Annotated in this window: 19 protein-coding genes; 6 read left to right on the top strand and 13 right to left on the bottom strand. The window is 68.1% G+C overall.

The genetic code is table 11. The annotated features are described in order from the left end of the window. Positions 1-2: 2 nt before the first annotated feature. Positions 3-1,319 (top strand): aspartate aminotransferase family protein, encoded by a 1,317-nt coding sequence (locus Sa4125_RS23325; RefSeq protein WP_224002242.1) that lies wholly within the window; start codon positions 3-5, stop codon positions 1,317-1,319. A 53-nt stretch (positions 1,320-1,372) separates the two neighbouring features. On the opposite strand, the gene Sa4125_RS23330 is transcribed toward Sa4125_RS23325, so the two are convergent. The 12 genes from Sa4125_RS23330 to Sa4125_RS23385 form a co-directional block, all read right to left on the bottom strand. Further along, on the bottom strand, positions 1,373-3,739 hold the full coding sequence (locus Sa4125_RS23330) for a xanthine dehydrogenase family protein molybdopterin-binding subunit (RefSeq protein ID WP_224002244.1): 2,367 nt from the start codon (positions 3,737-3,739) through the stop codon (positions 1,373-1,375). 9 nt (positions 3,740-3,748) lie between these two features. After that, the gene (locus tag Sa4125_RS23335; protein ID WP_224002246.1) at positions 3,749-4,207 is read right to left on the bottom strand and encodes a (2Fe-2S)-binding protein; all 459 of its coding nucleotides are present in this window, start codon (positions 4,205-4,207) and stop codon (positions 3,749-3,751) included. A 14-nt stretch (positions 4,208-4,221) separates the two neighbouring features. Beyond that, positions 4,222-5,070: an FAD binding domain-containing protein gene (locus Sa4125_RS23340; RefSeq protein ID WP_224002248.1), complete on the bottom strand. Its 849-nt coding sequence runs from the start codon at positions 5,068-5,070 to the stop codon at positions 4,222-4,224. Positions 5,071-5,152: 82 nt separating this feature from the next. Continuing rightward, positions 5,153-6,160, bottom strand: coding sequence for an ABC transporter permease (locus Sa4125_RS23345; protein ID WP_224002249.1), 1,008 nt, complete (start codon positions 6,158-6,160; stop codon positions 5,153-5,155). After that, positions 6,153-7,163, bottom strand: a complete 1,011-nt coding sequence (locus Sa4125_RS23350; RefSeq protein WP_224002251.1) for an ABC transporter permease — start codon at positions 7,161-7,163, stop codon at positions 6,153-6,155. The genes Sa4125_RS23345 and Sa4125_RS23350 overlap by 8 nt, the downstream gene beginning before the upstream one ends. After that, complete coding sequence (locus tag Sa4125_RS23355) at positions 7,160-8,710, bottom strand: sugar ABC transporter ATP-binding protein (protein WP_224002253.1); 1,551 nt, start codon at positions 8,708-8,710, stop codon at positions 7,160-7,162. The genes Sa4125_RS23350 and Sa4125_RS23355 overlap by 4 nt, the downstream gene beginning before the upstream one ends. A 33-nt stretch (positions 8,711-8,743) precedes the next feature. Continuing rightward, positions 8,744-9,826 (bottom strand): TMAO reductase system periplasmic protein TorT, encoded by a 1,083-nt coding sequence (gene torT, locus Sa4125_RS23360; protein WP_224002255.1) that lies wholly within the window; start codon positions 9,824-9,826, stop codon positions 8,744-8,746. Between the two features lie 82 nt (positions 9,827-9,908). Beyond that, positions 9,909-11,870 (bottom strand): hydantoinase B/oxoprolinase family protein, encoded by a 1,962-nt coding sequence (locus tag Sa4125_RS23365; RefSeq protein WP_224002257.1) that lies wholly within the window; start codon positions 11,868-11,870, stop codon positions 9,909-9,911. A gap of 5 nt (positions 11,871-11,875) precedes the next feature. Then, on the bottom strand, positions 11,876-13,900 hold the full coding sequence (locus Sa4125_RS23370; RefSeq protein ID WP_224002259.1) for a hydantoinase/oxoprolinase family protein: 2,025 nt from the start codon (positions 13,898-13,900) through the stop codon (positions 11,876-11,878). Positions 13,901-14,181: 281 nt separating this feature from the next. Then, on the bottom strand, positions 14,182-15,147 hold the full coding sequence (locus Sa4125_RS23375) for a helix-turn-helix domain-containing protein (protein WP_224002260.1): 966 nt from the start codon (positions 15,145-15,147) through the stop codon (positions 14,182-14,184). A gap of 128 nt (positions 15,148-15,275) precedes the next feature. Next, entirely contained in the window at positions 15,276-16,001 is a 726-nt protein-coding gene (pxpA, locus tag Sa4125_RS23380) for a 5-oxoprolinase subunit PxpA (RefSeq protein ID WP_224002268.1), read from the bottom strand. Positions 16,002-16,080: 79 nt separating this feature from the next. Continuing rightward, positions 16,081-17,064 (bottom strand): LysR family transcriptional regulator, encoded by a 984-nt coding sequence (locus Sa4125_RS23385; protein WP_224002270.1) that lies wholly within the window; start codon positions 17,062-17,064, stop codon positions 16,081-16,083. Between the two features lie 138 nt (positions 17,065-17,202). On the opposite strand from Sa4125_RS23385, the gene Sa4125_RS23390 reads away from it, so the two are divergent. Genes Sa4125_RS23390 through Sa4125_RS23405 form a run of 4 tightly spaced genes read left to right on the top strand, consistent with a single transcriptional unit; the run spans position 17,203 to position 20,692 of the window. Next, positions 17,203-17,445 carry an acetyl-CoA carboxylase gene (locus tag Sa4125_RS23390; RefSeq protein ID WP_224002272.1) on the top strand — a complete coding sequence of 81 codons (243 nt, stop codon included), beginning with the start codon at positions 17,203-17,205 and terminating at the stop codon, positions 17,443-17,445. Between the two features lie 4 nt (positions 17,446-17,449). Beyond that, a complete protein-coding gene (locus Sa4125_RS23395; protein ID WP_224002274.1) occupies positions 17,450-18,841 on the top strand; it encodes an acetyl-CoA carboxylase biotin carboxylase subunit in 1,392 nt (463 codons plus the stop codon). After that, on the top strand, positions 18,838-19,707 hold the full coding sequence (locus Sa4125_RS23400) for a carboxyltransferase domain-containing protein (protein ID WP_224002276.1): 870 nt from the start codon (positions 18,838-18,840) through the stop codon (positions 19,705-19,707). The genes Sa4125_RS23395 and Sa4125_RS23400 overlap by 4 nt, the downstream gene beginning before the upstream one ends. Beyond that, positions 19,700-20,692 carry a biotin-dependent carboxyltransferase family protein gene (locus Sa4125_RS23405; protein ID WP_224002278.1) on the top strand — a complete coding sequence of 331 codons (993 nt, stop codon included), beginning with the start codon at positions 19,700-19,702 and terminating at the stop codon, positions 20,690-20,692. The genes Sa4125_RS23400 and Sa4125_RS23405 overlap by 8 nt, the downstream gene beginning before the upstream one ends. Positions 20,693-20,852: 160 nt before the next feature. Here the strand turns inward: Sa4125_RS23405 and gyrB are convergent, their stop codons facing one another. Continuing rightward, the gene (gyrB, locus tag Sa4125_RS23410) at positions 20,853-23,285 is read right to left on the bottom strand and encodes a DNA topoisomerase (ATP-hydrolyzing) subunit B (protein WP_224002280.1); all 2,433 of its coding nucleotides are present in this window, start codon (positions 23,283-23,285) and stop codon (positions 20,853-20,855) included. A 213-nt stretch (positions 23,286-23,498) separates the two neighbouring features. Here gyrB and Sa4125_RS23415 point away from each other — a divergent pair, with 213 nt between their 5' ends. After that, the gene (locus tag Sa4125_RS23415) at positions 23,499-23,798 is read left to right on the top strand and encodes a hypothetical protein (protein ID WP_224002282.1); all 300 of its coding nucleotides are present in this window, start codon (positions 23,499-23,501) and stop codon (positions 23,796-23,798) included. Positions 23,799-23,803 lie beyond the last annotated feature (5 nt).

The following is a 23,803-nucleotide window of genomic DNA, read 5'->3' on the forward strand; positions in this document are numbered from 1 at the left end:
CCATGACCATGGTCAACGCTTTCGGCGCCGACGACTTCGCCCGACTCAGCCCGGCCGAGCAGGCGCTCATCGCGCGGCGGGAGAAGGTCATGGGTCCAGCCTACCGGCTCTTCTACGAGCGCCCCATCCACATCGTCCGGGGCGACGGCGTCTGGCTGTACGACCATGACGGCAAGGCCTATCTCGACGCCTACAACAACGTCGCCTCGCTCGGCCATTGCCATCCCGCCGTCGTCGAGGCGATCACCCGGCAGACCGCCATCCTCAACACCCACACCCGCTATCTCCACGAGAGCGTCATCGACTACGCCGAGCAGCTGACGGCGACGTTTCCCACCGCTCTCAGCCAGGCGATGCTGACCTGCACCGGCAGCGAGGCGAACGACCTCGCGGTCCGGGTGGCGCGCTCCGTCACCGGCGGCACCGGCATCATCGTCACCAGCCTCGCCTATCACGGCGTCACCGCGACAGTGTCCGAGTTCTCCCCCTCGCTTGGCGAGTCCGTCGCTCTCGGGCCGCATGTGCGCACGGTCGCGCCGCCCGACCCCTACCGCCAGTCGCCGGAAGAGGCGCGCGACCGGTTTGGCCGCGACGTCCGCGGAGCGATCGACGATCTCCGGCGGCACGGCATCAAGCCGGCCCTGCTCATCGTCGACACGATCTTCTCCAGCGATGGCGTCGTTCCCGAGCCCCGAGGCTTCCTCAAGCCGGCGGTCGAGGCGATCCACCATGCGGGCGGCCTGTTCGTCGCCGACGAGGTGCAGCCGGGCTTCGGGCGCACCGGCGACACGATGTGGGGTTTCGAGCGCCACGGCGTCGAGCCGGACATGGTCACGCTCGGCAAGCCGATGGGCAACGGATATCCGATGGCCGGCGTCGTCGTGAAGCCGGAGGTGATCGCCGAGTTCGGCCGCCGCAGCCGTTACTTCAATACTTTCGGCGGCAATCCGGTCGCGGCGGCCGCCGGCATCGCCGTGCTCCACGCGCTCTCGTCCGAGCGGTTGCAGGAAAATGCCCTGAACGTCGGCGCCTATATCCGCGCCGGCCTGTCCAGGCTCGCCGAGGCGTTTCCCTGCATCGGCGACGTGCGCGGGGTGGGCCTGTTCATCGGCGTCGAGATGGTAAGCGATGCCCGGGCGAAGACGCCCGACGCCGCGATCACGACGCGCCTCGTCAACGGTCTGCGGGAACGACGGGTGCTGATCAGCGCCTCGGGCCCGCACGCCAACGTCCTGAAGATCCGCCCGCCCATGGTATTCTCGCGCGACAATGCCGACACGCTGATCGAGGCCATGCGGGACACGCTCGCGGCCCTGTAACCCGGCGGCATCGCGTCAAAAGCCCGGCGCCGCCGGGCCGCCCGTCCCAGATCTCAGTCGGGCCGCCCATGCGGGCGCAGGAGGTTGTCGCTCCAGCGCGGCGCGATGTGCGGGAAGGCGAGCGCCGGCTTGCGGTCGAGGAGCATTTCCAGCACCCGCGGCGGCGTCAGCGGCAGTTCCTCGACGCGCCGGCCAGTGGCGTTGGCCACGGCGCAGGCGATCGTCGCCCCGACATTGAGAATCGGTACTTCGCCCGCGCCCTTGGTGCCGAGCGGGCCCATCGAGGGCGCCCCCTCGTGCAGCGCGATCGTGACCGGCACCACGTCCTCGGCGAGCGGCAGGCGGTAGGTCTCGAAGCCGCCCTGGCAGATCCGGCCGCCGGCATCGATGGAGGCTTCCTCGTGCAGCGCGTAGCCGAGGCCCTGCACGACGCCGCCCTGGATCTGGCCATGGATGGCGCTCGGGTTCAGCGCCCGGCCCACATCCTGGACGACGCGATAGGCCAGCACCTCGACATGGCCGGTCTCGGGGTCGACGGCGACGTCGCAGTCATGCACGGCGAAGACCGGGATATCGAGCGCCTCGATGAAATGCCCGGCGGCGCAGCCCGACATCGCCGGCGTTCCCCGTCCGGTGAAGGCGCCGGTACCGGCGACGGGTCCGTGCTTGGCCTGCGCCCGCGCCGCGACCTCGGCAATCGTGTAACCGAACCCGTTCGCCCCGGCGATCTCGATCCGGCCCTCCGTCATCACGAGATCCTCAGGGTCGGCCTCCAGCATCTCGCCCGCCATCCTCAGAAGCGTCGTGCGCACCGCCTCGGCCGCCGAAAGGCTGGCGGCCCCGAGCGAGACCGTGGTGCGGCCGCCGCCGACGCCGACGTCGAAGCCGGCCGCATCGGTATCGGCGGTGCGCACGATCACCTGGTCGGGCCTCAGGCCGAGCGCGCCGGCGACGATCTGCGGCAGCGCCTGCATCATCGAGCCCGACCCGATCTCGACGCCGGAGGTGACCAGCGTCGCGCTGCCGTCGGCATTCATGTTGACGGTGGCCGCGGAGGGGCCGGTGAAGACGAACCAGGTGCCGACAGTCGTCGCATGCCCGTAGAGGCGCCCATCGTTCGGCACGGCGACCGGGCTCTGCGCGCGCAGGGCCTGCATCTTGTCCAGCATCGGACGCAGCACCGCACCCTCGAAGACCTGGCCGGTGGCGCCGAGATCGCCGTCGCCGAGCACGTTGCGGCGCCGGAATTCCAGCCGGTCCATGCCGATCGCCGCTGCGATCTCGTCGGTATGCCGCTCCAGCGCGAAGGTGTTGTAGACGCCGTTGCAGGCGCGAAAGGCGCCATTCGGCGGCGAGTGCGTATAGACGGCGCGCGAAACGAGGCGCGCCGCGCCGAGCCGGTAGTTTCCGCCGAGCGTATGGGCGGTCATGGTGGTGAGAAAGATCTGCTCCCCGCCATAGGCGCCGCAGTCCATCAGCACCACGGCCTCGCGCCCGGCGATCTCGCCGTCCGCCGTCACCGCCGAGCGGATGAGAATCTCGGCGTTTTCGCGAAACAGGCAGGTCAGCATCTCCTCCTGCCGCGTGTTGACGAGGCGCACCGGGCGCCTTGCCTTGCGTGCGAGCAGCGCGGCGAAGGGCTCCATCGCCCAGTCGAACTTCAGGCCGAAGGCGCCGCCGACGGCCGGGACCGTCACCCGCACGTCCGAGGCCGGCACCCCGATCAGCCGTGCCGTGGTATTGCGGACCGTCCACGGCACCTGCGTCGACGTCTCGATGTGGAACCGCCCATCCTCGAAGTGCGCCAGCACCGCACGCGGCTCGAACGAGACGTGGTTCTGGCGACCGACGCGAAAAGAGCTCTCGACCACGGTGACGTCGTCGCGCGCGAAGGCTGCATCGACGTCGCCGCGCACCGAGCTCGCCTCCCAGGCGATGTTGCCGCCATGCGCGCCGCCCTCGAACAGAACATCGTAGTCCGCCCAGTCCGGGTGGACGAGCGGCGCGCCCGGCGCGAGCGCGGCTTCCATGTCGACGACCGCAGGAAGCGGCGCGATCTCCACCTCGATCGCCCGCATCGCCGCCTCGGCCTCGGCCAGCGTCTCGGCGGCGACGGCGGCGAGCGGCTCGCCGTCGTAGCGCACGACGTCGCGGGCAAACAGCGGGTGGTCGGCAATGCCGATGCCCGCCTGTCCCGGCGCATCCGCCGCCGTGACGATCGCCCTGACACCCGGCATCGCCTCCGCCTTCGCGGTATCGAGGCTGAGGATGCGGCCGGACGGAACGGCGGCGCGCAGCACCACGGCGTGCAGCATGCCGGCGCTTTTGCGGTCGATCGTATAGCGCGTGAGGCCCATCAGCTTGTCCAGGGCATCGCGCCGGCGGAAATCCATGACCGAGGCGTCGGGCGAGGTGTCCATGCCGTGCTCCTATCGACCGGTGGCGACGGACAGAGCGGCATCGACGATGCGCTCATAGCCCGTGCAGCGACAGATGTTGCCGGACAGCGCGGCACGCACCGCCTCGCGGCTCGGCTGCTGGGTGCGCGCCAGGAAATCCGTCAGCGCGACGACCATGCCGGGAAAGCACATGCCGCACTGGACGGCGTCGTGCGCCTCGAAGGCGGCCTGCAGCGGTGAGGGAACGCCGCCGGCGGACAGTCCCTCGACGGTGACGATGTCGGTTCCTTCGGCGAGCGCTGCGGGCGTCAGGCAGGACAGGACCGGCGTGCCGTCGACGAGCACCATGCAGGCGCCGCAGAAACCTTCGCGGCAGACGGGCTTGGCGCCGGTGAGGTGGAACTCGTCGCGCAGCACGTCGACGAGCGGCACCAGGGCAGCGGCGGTGGAAGAGCGTCTTTCTCCGTTGATCGTCATCTCGATCGGCATGGTATGTCCTCCAGTCAGGCGGCGGCGAGAAGCAAAGTGGCGGCGCGCCGCACCAGCGCCGGCAGGACCCTGACGCGGTACCAGCCGGGTGCCTCGACGCCGTCGCGGCCGGTGAAGTCGGCACTGTGCGTCTCGGCGAGCCGCGCGAGGGTGTCGGGGTCGAGCGCCTGTCCGGCCAGCGCGGCTTCGAGCGATGTCCAGCGGCGGGCGACCGCCTCGACCGAGCCGACGGCGATGTCGGCGATCGCGATCCGCCCCGCCCCATCCAGGGTCACGGCAAGGCTCACCACCGCCACCGGATAGTCGCCGGCCTTGCGCAGCGGCAACCGCGCATGCGCGGACCGCGCCGCGGAGCGCGGCAGGACGATTTTTGTCAGAAGCCGCCCCGGGCCGAGCGCGGTGCGCCGGTGCAGGAAAGTCTCGATCGCCATCCGCTCCTCGCCGCGGCGGCCGGCGATCTCCACCTCGGCGCCGAGCGCCAGCAGCGCCGGGACGAGATCGGCGGCGGCAAAATCATGCGCCGCGAGATTGCCGCCGACCGTCGCCATGTGGCGCACCGCCGGATTGGCGGATTTGCCGGCAGCCGTCGCCAGGGCTTCGAGGCCGGACAGACCGTCGAGAGCCTTCGCCAGTGCCGCATGGGTGGCGCCGGCGCCAATCTCGATGCGTGCCTCGCCGACCGCGATCGTCTTCAGCGCTGCGATCCGCGAGAGAGCGACATAAGCGGGCTTGAACGCCGCGCCGCGCAAGGGCGCGCGCATGATCCAGGTGCCGCCCGCCAGCGGTGCGCCGGCCTCGCCACGCTCGTCGAGCGCATCGACCGCGGCGGGCAGCGACGGGGCGAGGTAGATATCGGGGGGCATGGCGGCGATCTCCGGATTGGCTTTCGCGTGGCCGCCGATATGTCAGCCGCGCCGTCGTTGAGATCCAGCGAAGGGCTGGCCTTCAGCGCGTCTTCAGGCGGGCCCGGTCGAGGACCACGCCGATGATGACGATCGCCCCCAGCACGACCATCTGCACGTAGCCGTCGATGCGCGTCAGGTTCATGCCGTTGGACAGGATGGTGATGAACAGCGCGCCGAGGACGGCCGTGCCGACGCCGCCGCGCCCGCCGGCGAGGCTCGTGCCGCCGACGACGGCCGCGGCGATCGCCTGGAGGGACAGCGAGCCGCCGAGATTGGGCTCGCCCGAGCCGGTGCGGGCCGTCAGCATCAGGGCGCCGAGTGCGGCGAGACAGGAGCAGAGCACATAGGCGGAGACGAGGACGCGCCTCACCGGGATGCCGGCAACCGCCGCCGCGCGCGGATTGGTGCCGACGAGGTAGAGCGAGCGGCCGAACACGGTGCGGGTCAGGGCGAAATGCAGGACCAGGCCGGCGAGGACGGCGATGACGATCGCCGCCGGGACGCCGAACACGTCGCCGCGATAGAGCAGCGTCGAGAACAGGTCCGGCATGCCCTGCACCGGCTTGCCGGCCGACAGCGTCGTGGCGATGCCGATGGCGATGTTGTAGCTGCCGAGCGTGGCGACGAAGGGGCTGACGCCGAGCAGCGCGATCACCACGCCGTTGAACAGGCCCGTGGCGGCACCGAGGCCTATGCCCGCGACGAGGCCGATCAGCAACACCGTGACGGGATCGCTGCCACCACCGACGGCCGCCGTCATCGCCACGGCCGCACCGACGCTGACCATCGATACCGCCGGTCCGAGCGAGAGGTCGAAGCCGCGGGTGATGATGACCACGGCCTGCGCCATGGCGAACAGCGCGATGTAGCTCGTCTGCTGGGCGATGTTGACGAGGTTGGCGGCGGAGAGAACGCGGCTGTCGGCGATCGAGAAGGCGAGAAAGAGGACGACGAGGGCGATCGGCAGCGCCCACTGCCAGAGCTGCGCGCTCCAGGACGGGGAGGAAGCCGTGTCGGCGACGGCGAGCGGGGGAGACAGGTCAGACACGAGTCTTCCTCCTGCGGCCCTGTTCCTCGGCCGCCACCGCCGCCACCATGATGACGCCGAGGAAGACCGGCTGCAGCCGCGAGTCGATCTGCAGAAGGTTGAGGGCATTGCTGAGAATGGTCAGGAACAGCGCGCTGACGGTGACGATCTCGATCCGGCCGATGCCGCCGCGAAGGCTGACGCCGCCAATCACCGCTGCGGCGATCGACTGCAGCATCATCCGGTCGCCGCCGAAACTCGCCTGGCCGGAGCCGACCTGGGCGGTCAGGAGAATGCCGGTGGCCGCTGCCAAAACGCCGGACAGGGCGTAGGTGCCGACAAGGTGGCGGTTGACCGATACGCCGGAAATCGTCGCCGCCTCGGCATTGCCGCCGATGGCGAAGACATAGCGCCCGAACAGCGTCCGCCGCTGCACGAAGATCATCACCAGCACGACCGCGATGGCGACGTAGATCGCCGTCGGCAGGCCGAGGAACTGGGCCCGGCCAAATTCCTTCACGAAGCTTTCCGGCATGCCGTAGACAGGGATGCCGCTGGTGATCATCAGGCCGACGCCGGCCGCAGCCGACATGGTGCCGAGCGTCACCACGAAGCCCGAGACCTTCAGCCGGGCGACGCAGATGCCGTTGACCAGCCCGATCGCGAGGCCCGAGCCGAGGCCGGCGAGCACGCCGCAGGCGATGATCGCCGCGTCGTTGCCGGGAAAGGCGAGAGCGGCCATGCCCATCACCTTGGCGGTGACGACGCTGGCCAGTGCGATCACCGCGCCGACGGAGAGGTCGAAGCCGCCGGCGATGATGACGATCGCCTGGCCGCAGGCGACGATGGTGAGCAGGGATGCGTTGCGCAGAATGTTGATGATGTTGATCGGGCCGTAGAACTGCGGCGAGACCAGCGACATGCCGATGACGACGACGATAAGGAGAACGGGCAGGAAACCGAGCCGGAGCGCAAAGCCCGATCGCGCGGGGGCGCCCGATTGGCGCGCGGCGGCGGCGCTCATGCCGCGGCCTCGGCGAGATGGTCCTTGAAGAAGCTCGACAGGACGTTCTGCTCCGTCTTCGCCGCGCCTTCGAGCTCGGCGGCGATGCGGCCGTGGTGCATCACGTAGAGACGGTTCGACAAGGCCAGCACCTCCGGGAGTTCAGACGAGACGACGATCACCGCCGCGCCCGCCTCGACGAGCCGCTTCATGAATTCGTAGACCTCGACCTTGGCGCCGACGTCGATCCCGACGCTCGGCTCGTCGAACAGGAAGATCGAGAGGTCGCGCGTCAGCGCCCGCCCGAGCATCACCTTCTGGCGGTTGCCGCCGGAGAGGTTGCCGACGGCGCGCTCGATGTTGGGCGGGCGCAGATTCAGCTGTTCCATGATCGGGTTGATCAGCAGCTTCTCGGCACCCTGGCGCAGCATGCCGAAGGTGACGAACCGCTTGAGGTCGAGCGCCGTCATCGAGGCGTTCTCGCGGATCGGCCGCGACAGCGCGAGCCCTTCGGCGACGCGGTTGGCCGGAAAATACGCCACGCCCTTGCGCAGGCTGGCGCGCGGATCGGCCGATTCATAGGGCATGCCGTGCAGGCGGACGGTGCCGCCTGTCACCGGCTCGAGCCCGTAGATGGCACGCACCAGCTCGGACTTGCCGCAGCCGACCAGACCGGCAATGCCGGTGATCTCCCCGGTGCGGGCGTAGAAATTGACATCCGAGACGATGCCGCCGGCGACGGAGAGATTTTCGACGTCGACGGCCACCGTACCGGGCACGTGGGCGATGGCTGGAAACAGCACGTCGATCTTGCGGCCGGTCATCAATTCGACCAGTTCACCGTCGGTGACGGCAGCGGCGTCGAGCGTGCGGATCAGCTTTCCATCGCGCAGCACGGTGACGCGGTCGGCGAGCGCCCGGATTTCCCGCATGCGGTGCGAGACGTAGATGATGCCGACGCCTTGGGCCTTCAGCTTGGCGATCAGTTCGAACAGCCGGCCGGTCTCCCTTTCGGTGAGCGAGGCCGTCGGCTCGTCGAGGATCAGAAGGCGCGCTCTGCCGAGCAGGGCCTTGGCGATTTCGACCATCTGCTGGTGCGCCCGTGACAGGTCGTCGACGCGGGCGGCGGGATCGAGATCGAAACCAAGCTCGTCGATCAGCGCCCGCGCTTGCTTGCGCATGTCGCCGGCGCGCAGCACGCCGCCGGCGGACAGCTCGCGGCCGAGGAAGAGGTTCTCCTCGACGGTCATGGTCGGCACCAGCGAGAATTCCTGGAAGACCGGGCTGATGCCGATGGCGCGGGCACGCTGCGGCGTGAGGTGGCGGATCTCCTCGCCGCCGAAGCGAAACTCGCCACCATCGGGCGGGAAGGTGCCGGCGATGACGTTGATCAGCGTCGACTTCCCCGCCCCGTTTTCGCCGAAGAGCACATGAAGCTCGCCGGCGCGCACGTCGAAATCGACCCGGTCGAGGGCCAGAACGCCCGTGAACCGCTTCGAGATGCCCGCCAGGTGGAGCAGAGGCTCCGTCTCCCGGCAGTGCGTTCCGACTTCGCCGGTCTGCCCCATGTCGTCTCCTTCGCTTCGGGTTTCCGCCGGGGACTACTTGGCCTTGACGCTGTAGACCGGCGTCCAGTCGCCCGGTGCCAGGATCAGGTCCATCTGCAGGTTCGGCACGGTGGTCTTGTCGACCACCGCCGCCACCGGCTGGACGAGGCTCATCACCGGCTTCTTCTCGAGCAGCCGGACCGCCTGGTCGATGGCGATGGCGCCCTCGCCAACCGGATACTGCGTCGCGAAGGCCAGGATGTCACCGCGGTTCAGCGCGTCGAGCATGGCCTGGTTCTCGTAGGACGACATGATCTTGATGTCGGTGCGCCCGGCTTCGGCCACGGCACCGATCGCCGCTTCCGCCGTCGGGGCCGATCCCCAGATCACGTTCATCTCGGGATGCGCCTGCAGCGCATCCTGGATGAGCTGCAGCTGCACGGCGACGCCGCTGTCGCCGAACTTCTCGTCGAGGATCGTCACGTCCGGGTTCTTGGAAACCGCCGTCTTGAATCCTTCGTTGAAGGATTCGGCCCAGCCCGAGCCTGCCGGGCCCGGGAAGGTCACGACATTGGCCTTTTCGCCGGCCGGCAGCTGCGCGAGCAGGCCCTCGCCGGTCACCGCGCCCATGGCGACGAAGTCGACGGCATTGGCGGCGGGCGTCGCATTGGCCGGAATGGGGTTGGTGACGCCGACGACCGGAATGTTCTTGGCCGCGGCTTCCTTGAATTTCTGCTCGAGGCCCGCGCCCGAGATCGCGCCGACGATGATCGCGTCCGAACCGCTCGCCAGGCAGTCGTCGAACTGCGAGAGCTGCTTGGGCAGGTTCTCGTAGCCGCCGGCCTCGTAGAGCGTCATGTTGACGTTCATCGCCTCGGCCTGCTTGACGATGCCGTAGGCGACCGCGACCCAGAAGCTGTCCTTCATGTGCGGGAACAGAACGCACAGATTGTAGGGCTTCTCTGCCTTTTCCAGCGGCGTGTACTCGGCATCCACCGGCGTGCCGGAGGAGGAGTCGTAGATCTTCATCGGCCACCAGGCGGCGTCGGCGGCGAGACTGGGCGACACCGCACCGGCGACCATGCCGAGACAGGTGGCGGCAGCGAGGCTGTGGCGGAGGCGAGAGCGAAGAAACATGGCTGCAATCCTTCTTGCTTGAGGGGGAAGCGGACGGGAGGCGCGGGTTTGCGCCCCGTCCGACGGCACTGCTTCGCGCTGCCTACACGGCAGCCCAGTTGGCGACGGATCGCCGCTCGAAGGTCTCGCGGAACTGCCGCGTGGATTCGGGAAGAAGCTCGCCCGTGCCCCAGTCGAGGATCACCGCATGCTGGCGGATCGCGTCGAGCGCATCGATCTCGCCACGTCGGAATTGCGCCGCGACGCCTTCCGGATCGGTGCGGGCCCAGGCGACCCGCTTTTGGCGGATCTCGGCGCGCAGGGCCTCGGTCGCAGCCGAGTCGAGCGCGTAATCGCAGAGCTCGGGGTCGATGGCGCGGATGACGACGCCGTAGTCCTTGGCGGCGCGCTCGATCGAGACATAGTCGTCGATGACGTCTTCCAGGACATGCGCGGGATCGCGGTCGAGCGGGTCGCCGAATCCGCCGCCGCCGGCCGTCGGCCGCGAGAACACGTCGCCCTCGCCGATCTTGACGTCGGAGAAGATGGTGCCGAGCCGTTCCGTGTGCTCGGCGCCGGCCCGCTTCAGCGTCAGGCCGTGCGGGCTGGAGGGAAGCCCGCCTTCGATGCCCCAGACGATCGCGCATTCGCGGTCGCAGATGTAGGAGATCACGGTGTCCTCGGCCGCGAGCATCAGCGATGTCTTGCGCACGCCGACGCCGCCACGCCATTTGCCGGGACCGGCCGTATCGCGCAGGATCTCGCATTCGGTGGTGAGGATCGGGTTGGCGCGCTCCTGCCCCTCGACCGGCTGGGCCATCATGCCGGTGCCGAAGCAGGCGGTGGTGACGTTGGCGCCGTCCTTGCCGTTGCGCCCGCCCCAGCCGCCCGGCAGCCAGTCGTAGAACATGAAGATGGGCTTGTCGTCGCTGCGGGCGTCGCGCCCGCCGGTCAGGAGATATTCGAGGTTGAAGGCGCAGGCCAGCGCCCGTTCCGGCATCAGCTGCGACCACATCTCGTAGATCGAGTTCATGATCTTCTCGAACGGCATCAGGAAGCCGGTCACCGCCACCGGCCACTTCGCATCGACGATCGAGCCTTCCGGCGCGATGATCTCGAAGGCCCGGTAGAAGCCGGAATTCAGCGGCAGGTCGGGGAAGAAGGTCTTCATCCCGGCGGCGACGGCCGAAAACGTGGTGCCGAAGGCGGAGTTGTAGATCGTGCCGATCACCGGATGGCTGCCGGTGAAATCGTAGATCGCCTTGTCGCCCTTGATCGTCATCTTGATGCGGATCGGGATCATGCCTTCGCCGCCCGACGGGTCGCGGTCGATGAAGTCGACCGTCTCCCACTCGCCGTCCGGCAGCGCGGCGATGCGCTGGCGCACGGCGCGCTCGACATAGTCCTGCACCTCGGAAAGGCCGGTCTCGACCGTATCGCGGCCATACTTGCCGACGAGGCGCAGGATCTCGCGCTCGCAGACGGCCGTCGCCTCGGCCTGGGACTGGATGTCGCCGATGATCGACGCGGGATCGCGGGTGTTGGACGCGATCAGATTGGCCACGTCCTTGCGGAATACGCCCTTGTCGAACAGCCGAACCGGCGTGATGCGCAGGCCCTCGCGGAACATGTCCTTGGCCGAGACGTCGAAGGAGCCGGGCACGCTGCCGCCGACATCCGACCAGTGGCCGTTCGACTGGGAAAAGGCGATGATCTTGCCCTCGGAGAAGATCGGCCTGACCAGGCGCACGTCGGAGAAGTGGGTGCCGCCGGCATAGGGGTCGTTGATGGCGAAGACGTCGCCCTCGTGCATGTCGCCCTCGAAGGCGCGCATCACGTCCTTGCAGGTGAAATGCAGCGTGCCGACGTGGACGGCGATGTCCTGATTGCCTTGCGCGGCGCATTCTCCGTTGGCGTCATGCAGGCCGCTGGAGAAGTCGTGGTTGTAGATCACGAAGGAGTAGCAGGTCCGAAGGATCTGCTCGCCCATCTGGTCGACGCTGGTGATGAAGGAGTTCTTCAGGACCTCGAAGGTCACGGGATCGAGAGTCTGTTCGCTGGCCATGGGTGTCAGCCCTTCACGCGGATGATGAGGTTCAGATACTTGTCGACCTCGGCCCGGGCGCCGGGCGGCACGACCGTGGTGCTGTCGACCTGGTCGACGATCGCGGGACCCGCCAAGACGAAGCCGCAGGGAAGATCGTCGCGCTGGTAGACGGGCGTGTCGTGCGCCTGATTCTCGAACCAGACTTCCCGTCGACCGACCGGATCGGGAACCACCCCGGTCGGAGCGTGCACCGCCAGTTCCGCCTTCGGCACGACGCCGATCGCCTTGACGTTGACGCGGAAGAAGCTGACCGGCGCATCGTCGCGGCGGAAATTGTATTCGCGGTGGTGCTCGCGGTGGAAGTCGGCGACGAGGTCGGCGATCGAGCCGATCGGGCTCGGCGTCGAGACGGCGAGCGAGCGCCACTGGCCGCGATACATCATGTCGATCGTCCGCTGCAGCACGATGTCGCCCTCGGCGACGCCCTCGTGGATCAGCCGGTCCAGCGCCTCGCGCTCGATGCGGGCGAACTGCGCCTCGATGGTGGCGGGATCGGCCGCCTCGGCATCGACCATGCAGTTTTCGGAGAAATCGTGCTGCATGTCGACGAGGAGGCAGCCCAGCGCCGAGGTGACGCCGGGGTTCGGCGGCACGATCACCACCGGGATCGACAGTTCGCGGGCGACGTCGACGCCGTGCAGGGCGCCTGCCCCGCCGAAGGCAACGAGGGCGAAATCACGCGGATCATAGCCGCGGCTGATCGAGATCAGCCGCACGGCGTCGGACATGTTGGCATTGGCGACGCGCAGGATCGCATCGGCCGCCGCCTCGGTGGAGAGGGAGAAGCCCTTGGCGACGCCCTCCTCGACGGCGGTGCGGGCGAGCACCGGGTCGAGCGTCACCTTGCCGCCGGCAAGGCTGGTGCCGAGACGGCCGAGCGTGACATTGGCGTCGGTATTGGTCGGCTGCGCATTGCCGTTGCCGTAGCAGGCCGGCCCCGGGAACGCGCCGGCCGACTGCGGGCCATTGCGCAGCGAGCCTGCATCGTCCGTCCAGGCGAGCGAGCCACCGCCGGCGCCGATCGTCAGCACCTCGATCGACGAGAAGCGGATGGGATAGCCGAACTCGATGTACCAGTCCTTGGTCACCCGCGACTGGCCCTCATAGGCGAGCGAGACGTCGGTCGAGGTGCCGCCCATGTCGAGGCCGATCGAATTGGGATAGCCGCACAGACCGGCGATATGGCGGCTGGCGATGGCGCCGGCGGCAATGCCCGAGCCGGCGAGACGGGCGGCGAAATCCTTGACGCTCGCCGGTGTCATCACGCCGCCGCCGGTGTGCAGGAGGAGAAGATCGCGGGTGTAGCCCTCGGCGGCGAGACGGTCGCCAAGTCTTGTGGTGTAGCTGACGACGACCGGGCTCAGCGCGGCGTTGACGACGGTGGTCGAGAAGCGCTCGTGCTCGAAGATTTCCGGCAGCACCTGCGAGGAGATCGACACCGGCACGTCCGGCATCGCTTCGAGGAGGATCTCGCGCATGCGGCGCTCGTTCTCGCCGTTCAGATAGGCGTTCATGAAGCAGACGGCGATCGCCGCGACGCCGCGCTTCTTCAGGATGCGGGCGACGTCCCGTGCCTTCTCCTCGTCCAGCGCCTCGACCACATTGCCGGCGCTGTCGATGCGCTCGGGCACGGTCAGCCGGTCGCGGCGCGGAATGTAGGGTTTGACGACGTCCTTGTAGACGTCCCAGAGGTCTTCCTTGTTGGCGCGGCGGATCTCGATCACGTCGCGAAAGCCTTCCGTCGAGACCATGGCGGTGCGCGGCAGGCGGCGGGTGATCAGCGCGTTGGTCGCCACCGTCGTGCCGTGCGAGAACAGCGCCACCCTGGCCAGGTCGATGCCGGCCTTGGCCACGCCACCCATGATCCCGTCGATCGGATCGGGTGTGGAGGAGGTCTTCTCGATCCGGATGAAACCGGTGTCCTCGTCCATGATGCAGATGTCGGTGAAGGTGCCCCCGACATCGACGGCTACGCGAAGATTCTGCACGGTGAGCGTTTCCCTTTCCGGTCTCCTGGCGGTTGCGCGGGGTCTCCCGCCGCCCGGTCGCACGATGACGATCGCGTCCGGCCTCTGGCGGCAGCAGGATGGTGCCCGCGCTCTCGGGAGGGATTAAACGGCCTTTTCCGCTGCTTCTCTTGGTCCCCAGCGCATCAAACTTTGATCCTCTGTGCACTTCGGCACAAATTTTGGGCCGCGGTCCGTTCTGCCCGTTTACCAACCATGCAGTGCAGCATCGCGCGGCGTTGCCCTGTGCAGCGCAGGCACGCTCAGACGGGCTGGCTCGCCTCACGCGCGGCGGCGCGGACCTCGCTCGGCGTGCAGCCAAACCGCGCCCGGTAGCTGCGGCTGAACTGCGCCTGGTCGCCGAACCCCCAGTCATAGGCGATCTCAGCGATCGCCTTGCGGCAGTGCGGGTCCTTCAGCGCCGCGTCGCACATCAACAGCCGCCGGTTCCGGACATGCGCCGAAACCGTCGTTCCCTCGGCCTCGAACAGCTGGTGCAGATAGCGCAGCGAGATGCCGCAGCCGTCGGCGATGGCCTGCGGTGCCAAGTGCGGATCGCGCAGGTGGCTGCCAATGAAGTGCTCGGCGCGGTGAAGATGGGCGTTGCGCACCGAGGACGAGCGGCCGACGAGAACCCTCTGGTCGGCCTCGATCGCCATGGCCAGGAGATCGACGAGATGGCGTCCCATCCGCGCGCGCTCATCTGCCTCCATCTCGTCGAGCCGTGGCGCCGTGAGGCGCAGCATGTCGACGAACAGCGCGCCGACGCTGCGGCTGGCGTCGAACTGCAGCGTCGCCAGGCGCTCCGGTCGGGCGATGCGGGCGCGCAGAACGTCGCTCGGGATCTTCAGCACCCAGAGTGCGGCGCGCTCGCGGTGGCTGAAATCATAGGGCAGATGGCTGCGCTCTATCAGGAACTGGCCGGGACGGCACTGCACCTCCTTGCCGTCCTGGGCGAAGCGGATCTCCGCCACCTCCGGCACCGTGATGAGAAAGCTCTCTTCCCGTTCGTTCAGAAGGTGGCGCTCATGACGCCGGTAGAGGAGCCCATCGCATCGGTTGCGCGAGAGCGCGATCGACCCGAGCGTCCAGGCGTCGAGCGTGCCGTCGAACGCGCCGACCGACTGGAAGCGCAGATCGAGCGGGAAATAGGTCTGTGAGACGGCCTGCTGCCAAAACGCCTTGCTGCCGCCCTTGGGACTGCTGCTGGTCGAGAAGGTGGCTCGCATCGCACGCAACTCCTATCCCTGTGAACGGCCCTGCGGGCGGAACACCCCCAAGCGTTTTGTCCGAGCGAGGGGCGGGCCCTCGCCTTGTACGGCAACGCGCGTCAGCCAATTGCTTCCGACGCTGGCGGTCAACCGAACCAGGGGCGCAGGGCCGCGTTGACGGCGCGTGCCAGCTGATCGGCCCCCGGCGTATCGGAATGGATGCAGACCGTGTCGGCGCGCATCGGCAGGTCGCCGCCCTCGATGGTCGTCGCCAGGCCCTCACTCATCACCCGCACGGCCCGGCGCGCCGCTTCCGCGGCGTCCTTGGCGGCGTGCTGGCGGGTGATGATGAGCTTGCCCTCGGCGTCGTAGTCGAGGTCGGCATAGTATTCGGCGATGAAGGGGATCGTACGCCTGGTGTAGACGGTTTCCTGGAGCGTACCGGCCATGCCGAGCAGCGGCACGCCAAAAATCTCGGCGGCGTCGGCAATGGCTTCCGCCACCTCCTCGCTGCGGATGGCGGCGCCGTAGAGCGCCCCATGCGGCTTGATGTGGTTGAGCGGCATTCCCGCCTCGTCGAGAAAGGCCTTCAGCGCGCCGACCTGATAGACGATGCAGGCCGAGAGTTCGTCGCGGCCCATCTTCATCTCGCGCCGGCCAAAACCCTGCAGGTCGGGAAAGGACGGATGCGCCCCGACGGCGACGCCGTGCTCGCCGGCCAGCTTCACCGCGGCGCGCATGATCGAGGGGTCGGAGGCATGGAAGCCGCAGGCGACGTTGGCGATGTGGATATGCGGCATGATGGCGGCATCGTCGCCGCAACGGTAGAGGCTGAACCCCTCTCCCATGTCGCAATTGATGGTGACACCCATTCAGCACCTCGCTTCGCCGGTCCGGGATCGGCCGTTGGTGTCAAACGTGGATAACAGCGGGCCCGCCCGTCAAATCGTATTAAGCGGGCGACGACATCTGAAAATCCGATGGCCTTCGGACGAGCCCTTCGCTTTCCCCGGCCGCAACAGTGCGACTGACGCCGACGCCGGTCACGGCGAAGCGCATGAAGTTGCGGAACGCCTCGGTGGCGCTGCCTAGATCGGCCTCGCGGCTCCAGGCGAGGCCGACGTCCATGCTCGGCACCTCGTCCTCGATGATGCGCGTCTCGATCCGCTGGCCCTCCAAGGACCATGGCCGGTAAATCAGTTCCGACAGGACGGTGATCCCCATTCCGCCGGCCACCATCGACCGCACGGCCTCCACCGAGGAGGTGCGGAAGATGGTGCGCGGCTCGAGATCCGCGGCGCTCCAGTAGCGCATCGCCGTGTGTTTCGCCTCGTCGACCGTCAGCATGACATAGGGGTGCTGCGCGATGTCGGCGAGCCGCACCCGCTCGGCCGCGGTCAGGGGATGGCCCGGCGCGAGCCAGAGCCGGCGCGGCGACCGGGTGAGGATTTCGCTGGCGATCCGGGCCTCGTCGCGCAGGTTGGAGACCAGCAGCACCGCGATGTCGAGCACCCCGTCGGCCAGCGCCTGCTCCAGAACGTCGCGCGGCGCCTCGAACAGTTCCAGCGTGACGCCGGGAAAATTGGACTGGAACCGCATCTGGTGGCGCGGCAGGAAATAACCCGCAACGGTGTAGGTGACGCCGACGCGGACCTTGCCGGTGATGGCGCCGCCCGAGACATGCGGGCTGTGCACGGCCTCGGCGACCGCCGCCAGAATCTGCCGTCCCTGCGACAGGAAGCGGCTGCCCTCGAGCGTGACGGTGACGCCGGAGGGCGTGCGCTCCAGAAGCTTCGTGCCGAGCAGCGCCTCGAGCTGCTGGATGGCGGCGGTGACCGCCGACTGCGAAACATTCAGCGCGACCGCCGCCTGGCCGATCCGCCCGGCCTCGGCGGCGGCGACGAAATAGCGGATCTGCTTGAGCGAAACGGACATGGTGCGTCTCCCTGGCGAAGGGTCTGACCGCACCATATCGAATTTTCCGATGGCCTGGATTTTAATTTGCGATTTTACCGCCTGCCCGAGTTTTGCAAGTCTCTTCGGAGTGTCGACGCAACCAGGATCCGGCCCAGCATGACCGTCAAGACCATTCAGGCCCCCCTCCCGGGCACCTTCTACCGCTCGGCTTCGCCCGGCGAGCCCGTGTTCAAGACCGAGGGCGACGCCGTCGCGGTCGGCGACACGATCGGGCTGATCGAGGTGATGAAGTCCTTCACCCCGGTCGTCGCCGAAGAGGCCGGCACGCTGAAGGCCTTCCATGTCGACAACGAGGACGCGGTGATGGCGGGCCAGCCGCTCTACGACCTCGACGCCTGAGACGATGGCGATCTCCAAGGTCTTCGTCGCCAATCGCGGCGAGATCGCCGTCCGCATCATCCGCGCCGCCCGCGAGCTCGGCCTTGCCACCGTCCAGGCGGTGAGCGCGGTGGACGGCGCGATGCTGGCCGCCCGGCTCGCCGACGAGACGATGCCGGTCGGCCCGGCGCATGCGACGAAATCCTATCTGAACAAGGCGGTCATGGTGCAGGCTGCGATCGACAGCGGCTGCGATGCGGTGCATCCCGGCTACGGCTTTCTGTCGGAGAATGCCGAGTTCGCCGAGATGGTGGAGGCGGCCGGCCTCGTCTTCATCGGCCCGCGGCCGGAGACGATCCGCAAGATGGGCGACAAGGCCCGCGCCCGGCAGGAAGCGATGGAAGCCGGCGTGCCGACGGTACCGGGCAGCGACGGCGTGGTGGAGAGCGTCGAGGTGGCGATCCTCGCCGCCCGCGACATCGGCTACCCCGTGATGATCAAGGCTTCGGCCGGCGGCGGCGGGCGCGGCATCCGTGTCGCCCGCGACGAGACCGAGCTCGCGGCCCTGATCCCGCAGGCGAGCGGCGAGGCGAAGGCCGCCTTCGGCAACGGCGGGCTCTATCTCGAGCGCTTCATCGCCAAGGCGCGGCATGTCGAGGTGCAGATTCTGGGCGACGGCACCCGCGCCATCCACCTGTTCGAGCGCGAATGCTCGCTGCAGCGCCGCCGCCAGAAGGTCTGGGAGGAGGCTCCCGCCGCCTGCCTCAGGCCCGACCAGCGCGACGCGCTGTGCACATCGGCTGTGCGCCTCGCCGAGCGGGTCGGCTATCGCGGCGCCGGGACGCTCGAATATCTTTTCGACGAGACCACCGGCGAGTTCTTCTTCATCGAGATGAACACCCGCATCCAGGTCGAGCATCCCGTCACCGAGATGGTCACCGGCATCGACCTTGTTCGCTGGATGATCCGCATCGCCCATGGCGAGGCGCTGACGATCCGGCAGGAGGACGTGCACCTGCGCGGTCATGCCGTGGAGGCGCGGATCTGCGCCGAGGATCCGGCGCTCGACTTCCGCCCGGCCCCCGGCACCGTCATCGCGCTGGAAATTCCCGGCGGCATGGGCGTGCGCTTCGACACCCTCCTCTATCCCGGCTATGCCGTGCCGCCCTTCTACGATTCCCTCCTCGGCAAGCTCGTCGTCCATGACGAGACGCGCGACGCCGCCATCACCCGGATGGCCCGGGCCCTGACGGAGCTGCGCGTCGAGGGTCTGCCGACCACGACGCCGCTGCACGTGGCGCTGGCCGCCGATCCGCAGGTGCGGGCCGGGAATTTCCACACCCGCTGGCTGGAGGATTGGCTCACCGCCCATCCCCTCGGCTCTCCCTCATCTCCCGAAGCGGAAACCAGCCGATGACGACACGCTATTCCTTCGGCGGCGACGAGCACATCTTCGTCGAGGTGGACGAGGAAATGTCGCTCGAGGCCTTCTTCAAGAGCCTCTCGATGACCAATGCCGTGCGCGACAGCGGCATTGCCGGCATCACCGAGATCTGCCCGGCCAACGCCTCGTTCCAGATCAAGTTCGATCCCGACGTGATCGCGCCGGAGGCGCTGATGGAGAGGCTGAAGGACTTCGAAGCGGCGGCGGAGAGCGCGGACAAGACGATCGAGACCCGGATCATCGAGATCCCCGTCCTCTACAACGACCCCTGGACGCACGAGACCCTGATGCGGTTTCGCGAGCGGCATCAGGACCCGGACTCGACCGATCTTGAATATGGCGCCCGGATCAATGGCTACGACAGCGTCGAGGCATTCATATCGGCGCATGCGGGCGCGCCGTGGTTCGTCTCGATGGTCGGCTTCGTCGCCGGCCTGCCGTTCATCTACCAGCTGGTGGAGCGCTCGAAGCAGATCGAGGTGCCGAAATACCTGCGTCCCCGCACCGACACGCCAAAACTGACGGTCGGTCATGGCGGCTGCTTCGGCTGTATCTATTCGGTGCGCGGCGCCGGCGGCTACCAGATGTTCGGGGTGACGCCGATGCCGATCTACGATCCGAAGGGGGAGATCAGCTATCTCAAGGAGCTGATGATCTTCCGACCCGGCGACATCATCAAGTTCAAGCCGATCGACCGCGCCGCCTACGATGCCGCGGTGGAAGCCGTGGAGGCCGGCCGCTTCGAACCAAGGATCGTCCCCGTCCGCTTCTCCCTCGACGCCTTCACCGCCGATCCCGAAGGCACCAACGCCAAGCTCCTGGAGGCCCTGGATGGCTGATGTCAGCATGTTCGATGTCGTCAAGCCGGGCCTCGCCACGACGGTGCAGGACCTCGGCCGTCCCGGCTACTACCATCTCGGCCTGCCGATCTCCGGCGCGATGGACCGCTTCGCGCTGATCGCCGCCAACCGCCTCGTCGGCAACGAGGACGGGGCCGCCGGGCTCGAGGCGGTGTTCCTCGGGCCGGAGCTGCGTTTTGCCAGCGACGCGCTCGTCGCGGTCACCGGCGCCGACCTGCCGCCCAAGGTCGACGGCGTCGAGCAGCCCGGCTGGACAGCGTTCAAGGTCGCAGCGGGCCAGGTTCTGTCCTTCGGTTTCCTGAAGGGCGGCGCCCGCGCCTACATCGCCGTCGCCGGCGGCATCGACGTGCCGGCGGTGCTCGGATCGCGCTCGACCTACGCGCTCGGCGCGCTTGGCGGCTTCGAGGGACGTGCCCTGAAGGCGGGTGATCAGGTCAAGCTCGGCACGCCGACCGGACCGGGCCGCGAAGGCATTGCTCTCGCAGCGGACATCCGCCGCGCTGTCAGCGCGACGGGAACCACCGTGCGCGTCCTGCCAGGGCTCTACTGGCACCGCCTCACCGAGGGCGCGCAGGCGACCTTCTTCGAGGACAGCTGGAAGGTCGCGCCCGAGGCCGACCGCATCGGCTACCGCTTCCGCGGCGGCCAGAAGCTCGACTTCGTGCCGCGCGAGCAGCCCTTCGGCGCCGGCTCCGATCCCTCCAACATCGTCGACAGCTGCTATCCCTACGGCTCCATCCAGGTGCCGGGCGGCACCGAGCCGATCATCCTCCACCGCGACGCCGTCTCCGGCGGCGGATATTTCATGCTCGGCACGGTGATCTCGGCCGACATGGACCTGATCGGTCAGCTGCAGCCGCACCAGAGCGTGCGATTCGAATCCGTCGACATGGCGCAGGCGCTGGCGGCCCGCCAGGAAGAGAAGGCCCGGCTTTCCCGTCTCGAAACGGCGCTGGCGGACTGAGGCAGGGACGGGAGAGGCTCCAAAGGGAGGCCGACCATCCGCTTCGACATGGGCGAGGGTTTCAGCCTCCAAAACTTCGGCGACGACGAAAGAGCCATGCCTTTCGTGCCGCCATGATCCGGACTTGCGCCACCGTCCGCCCACACCGCCACAGCAGGTATCAGATGTCGAGATTGGCGACCTGGAGGGCGTTGTCCTGGATGAACTCGCGGCGGGGCTCGACCTCGTCGCCCATCAGGCGGGAGAACAGCAGGTCGGCTTCCGTCGCGTCCTGGATCCTGACCTGCAGGAGGGAGCGCACTTCCGGGTCGAGCGTCGTCTCCCACAGCTGCTCCGGATCCATCTCGCCGAGGCCCTTGTAGCGCTGCAGCGACAGGCCCTTGCGGCCGACCTCGAAGACGGCGTTCAGAAGTTCCAGCGGGCCGGAAATGCGGCGCTCGGTGTCCTTGCGCTTCAGCACCGGCGAGCCGGTATAGACCTCGCCGAGACGGGCCGAGAGCCGGTGAAGGGCAATGGCGTCGCCCGAATTGACGAGGGGCGCGTCGACATTGCGCACCTCGAGAACGCCGCGCACGGTGCGGGTGAAGCGGTAGCCCCCGCCGTCGACCTCGCCGGCCCAGGGACCGTCGCCTTCCTCGGCGATCTCGTCGAGCCGGCTGGCGATCGCGGCGACGATGGCGGTGGCCCTCTCCTTGTCGTCGGCGACGTCCGGATTGAGCGCGCCGGCAATCGCCGTCTGCTCGACGACGGCGCGGTCGTAGCGGCTGTGAAGACCCGACAGCACCGAGCGGACGGCGAGCGCATCGTCGACGGCGGCACGCAGATCGCGGCCGACGCGCACTTCGCCGCTGGAGAGCGTCAGCGTCGCATCCTCGAGGCCACCCTCGATCAGGTAGTTCTCCATCGCCTTCTCGTTCTTGAGATATTGCGACTGCTTGCCGCGCGTGACTTTGAACAGCGGCGGCTGGGCGATGTAGATGTAGCCGCGCTCGATCAGCGCCGGCATCTGCCGGAAGAAGAAGGTGAGGAGGAGGGTGCGGATATGGGCGCCGTCGACGTCGGCGTCCGTCATGATGATGATCTTGTGGTAGCGCGCCTTGTCGGCGTTGAACTCGTCCTTGCCGATCGAGGTGCCGAGCGCCGTGATCAGCGTGCCGACCTGGTCTGACGCCAGCATGCGGTCGAAGCGGGCGCGCTCGACGTTGAGGATCTTGCCGCGGAGCGGCAGGATCGCCTGGTTCTGGCGCGAGCGGGCTCCCTTGGCCGAGCCGCCGGCGGAATCACCCTCGACGATGAAGATTTCCGATTTTGCCGGATCGCGCTCCTGGCAGTCGGCGAGCTTGCCGGGGAGGGACGAGATGTCGAGCGCGCCCTTGCGCCGGGTCAGTTCGCGCGCCTTGCGCGCCGCCTCGCGGGCGGCCGCCGCCTCGACGACCTTGGCCATGACGACCTTGCCCTCGGCGGGGTGCTCCTCGAACCACTCCTTCAGCTTGTCGTTGACGAGGCTTTCCACCACCGGGCGAACCTCGGAGGAGACGAGCTTGTCCTTCGTCTGCGAAGAGAATTTCGGATCCGGCACCTTCACCGAGAGGACGCAGGTCAGCCCCTCGCGGCAGTCGTCGCCGGTCGGCTGGACCTTTTCGCGCTTCAAGGTGCCCGAGCTCTCGGCATAGCCCGTCACCTGCCGCGTCAGGCCGCCGCGAAAGCCCGCCATATGCGTGCCGCCGTCGCGCTGCGGGATGTTGTTGGTGAAGCAGAGGACCGTGTCCTGGTAGCTGTCGTTCCACCACATCGCGACCTCGACGACGATGCCGTCCTTCTCGCCGTGCAGCACGATCGGGTCCGATATCAGCGGCTTGCGGGCACGGTCGAGATAACGCACGAAGGCCTCGAGGCCGCCCTCGTAGAAGAGCTCGACGCGCTTTTCGTCGACGTGCCGGCGGTCGGTGAGAACGATCATCACGCCGGAATTCAGGAAGGCGAGTTCGCGCAGCCGGTGTTCCAGTGTCGCGATGTCGAACTCGACCTTGGTGAAGGTCTCCTGCGAGGGCTGGAACGTGATCTCGGTGCCGGTGTCGGTGCCCGCATCGCCCGTGGCGATCAGCGGCGAGTCCGGCACGCCGTGGGTGAAGCTCATCTCGAAGATCTGGCCCTTGCGGCGGATCTTCATCTTCAGCCAGGCCGACAGCGCGTTGACGACGGAGACGCCGACGCCGTGCAGGCCGCCCGAGACCTTGTAGGAGTTCTGATCGAATTTTCCGCCGGCATGCAGCTGGGTCATGATGACCTCGGCCGCCGAGACGCCTTCGCCGGTGTGGATGTCGGTCGGAATGCCGCGGCCATTGTCGGTCACGGTGCAGGAACCGTCCGGATTGAGCGTCACGGTGACGAGCGTCGCGTGCCCGCCCAGCGCCTCATCGATGGCATTGTCGACGACCTCGTAGACCATGTGGTGCAGGCCCGACCCGTCGTCGGTATCGCCGATATACATGCCCGGACGCTTGCGCACGGCGTCCAGTCCCTTCAGTACCTTGATCGAGTCGGCGCCATATTCGGCGGTGGCGCCGGTGTCGGCCTGGGTCGCGTCTGACATGAAATTCCCTGGGGCTCGGGCGAGCGCGCGTGTCTGCAGCGAATCGCCGATATGTGTCAGTTCAATATAGGGGGTCGGGTCCTCCAATCCAAGCGCGGTGGACGGTCCGGGGAGACATGGCCGACCCGGCGGCATGCAGGCTCAGCGATCCCGGCGGAACCGCCGGTTCGGCGTCTGGTTGCTGTGTCAGTTCACAGTCTCCGGGAGATCGTCATGCATCGCCTTGCTCCACTTCTCGTCCTGTCCCTTCTCGCTGGCTGTACCAGCGGCGGCACCGACGGCACGCGCTATCCCTCTGCCTCGCCGATCTACGGGGCGCGTGTTTCCGCCAATCCCGAGGCGCGCGGCAGCGAAGCCTTCTGCCGCACCTATGCCCGCCAGACCGCGGGGAACCAGTATGAAGGGAGCCGCGATTCGGGCGAAGGCTTCAGTTCGAACGCTGCGGCACGTCGCCAGGCGGAGCTGGCCGGCGAACGCGCCTACCGCCGCTGCCTTTCCGGTCGCCGCAACTGAATCGG

This window comes from Aureimonas sp. SA4125 (assembly GCF_019973775.1).
Taxonomy (GTDB): domain Bacteria; phylum Pseudomonadota; class Alphaproteobacteria; order Rhizobiales; family Rhizobiaceae; genus Plantimonas.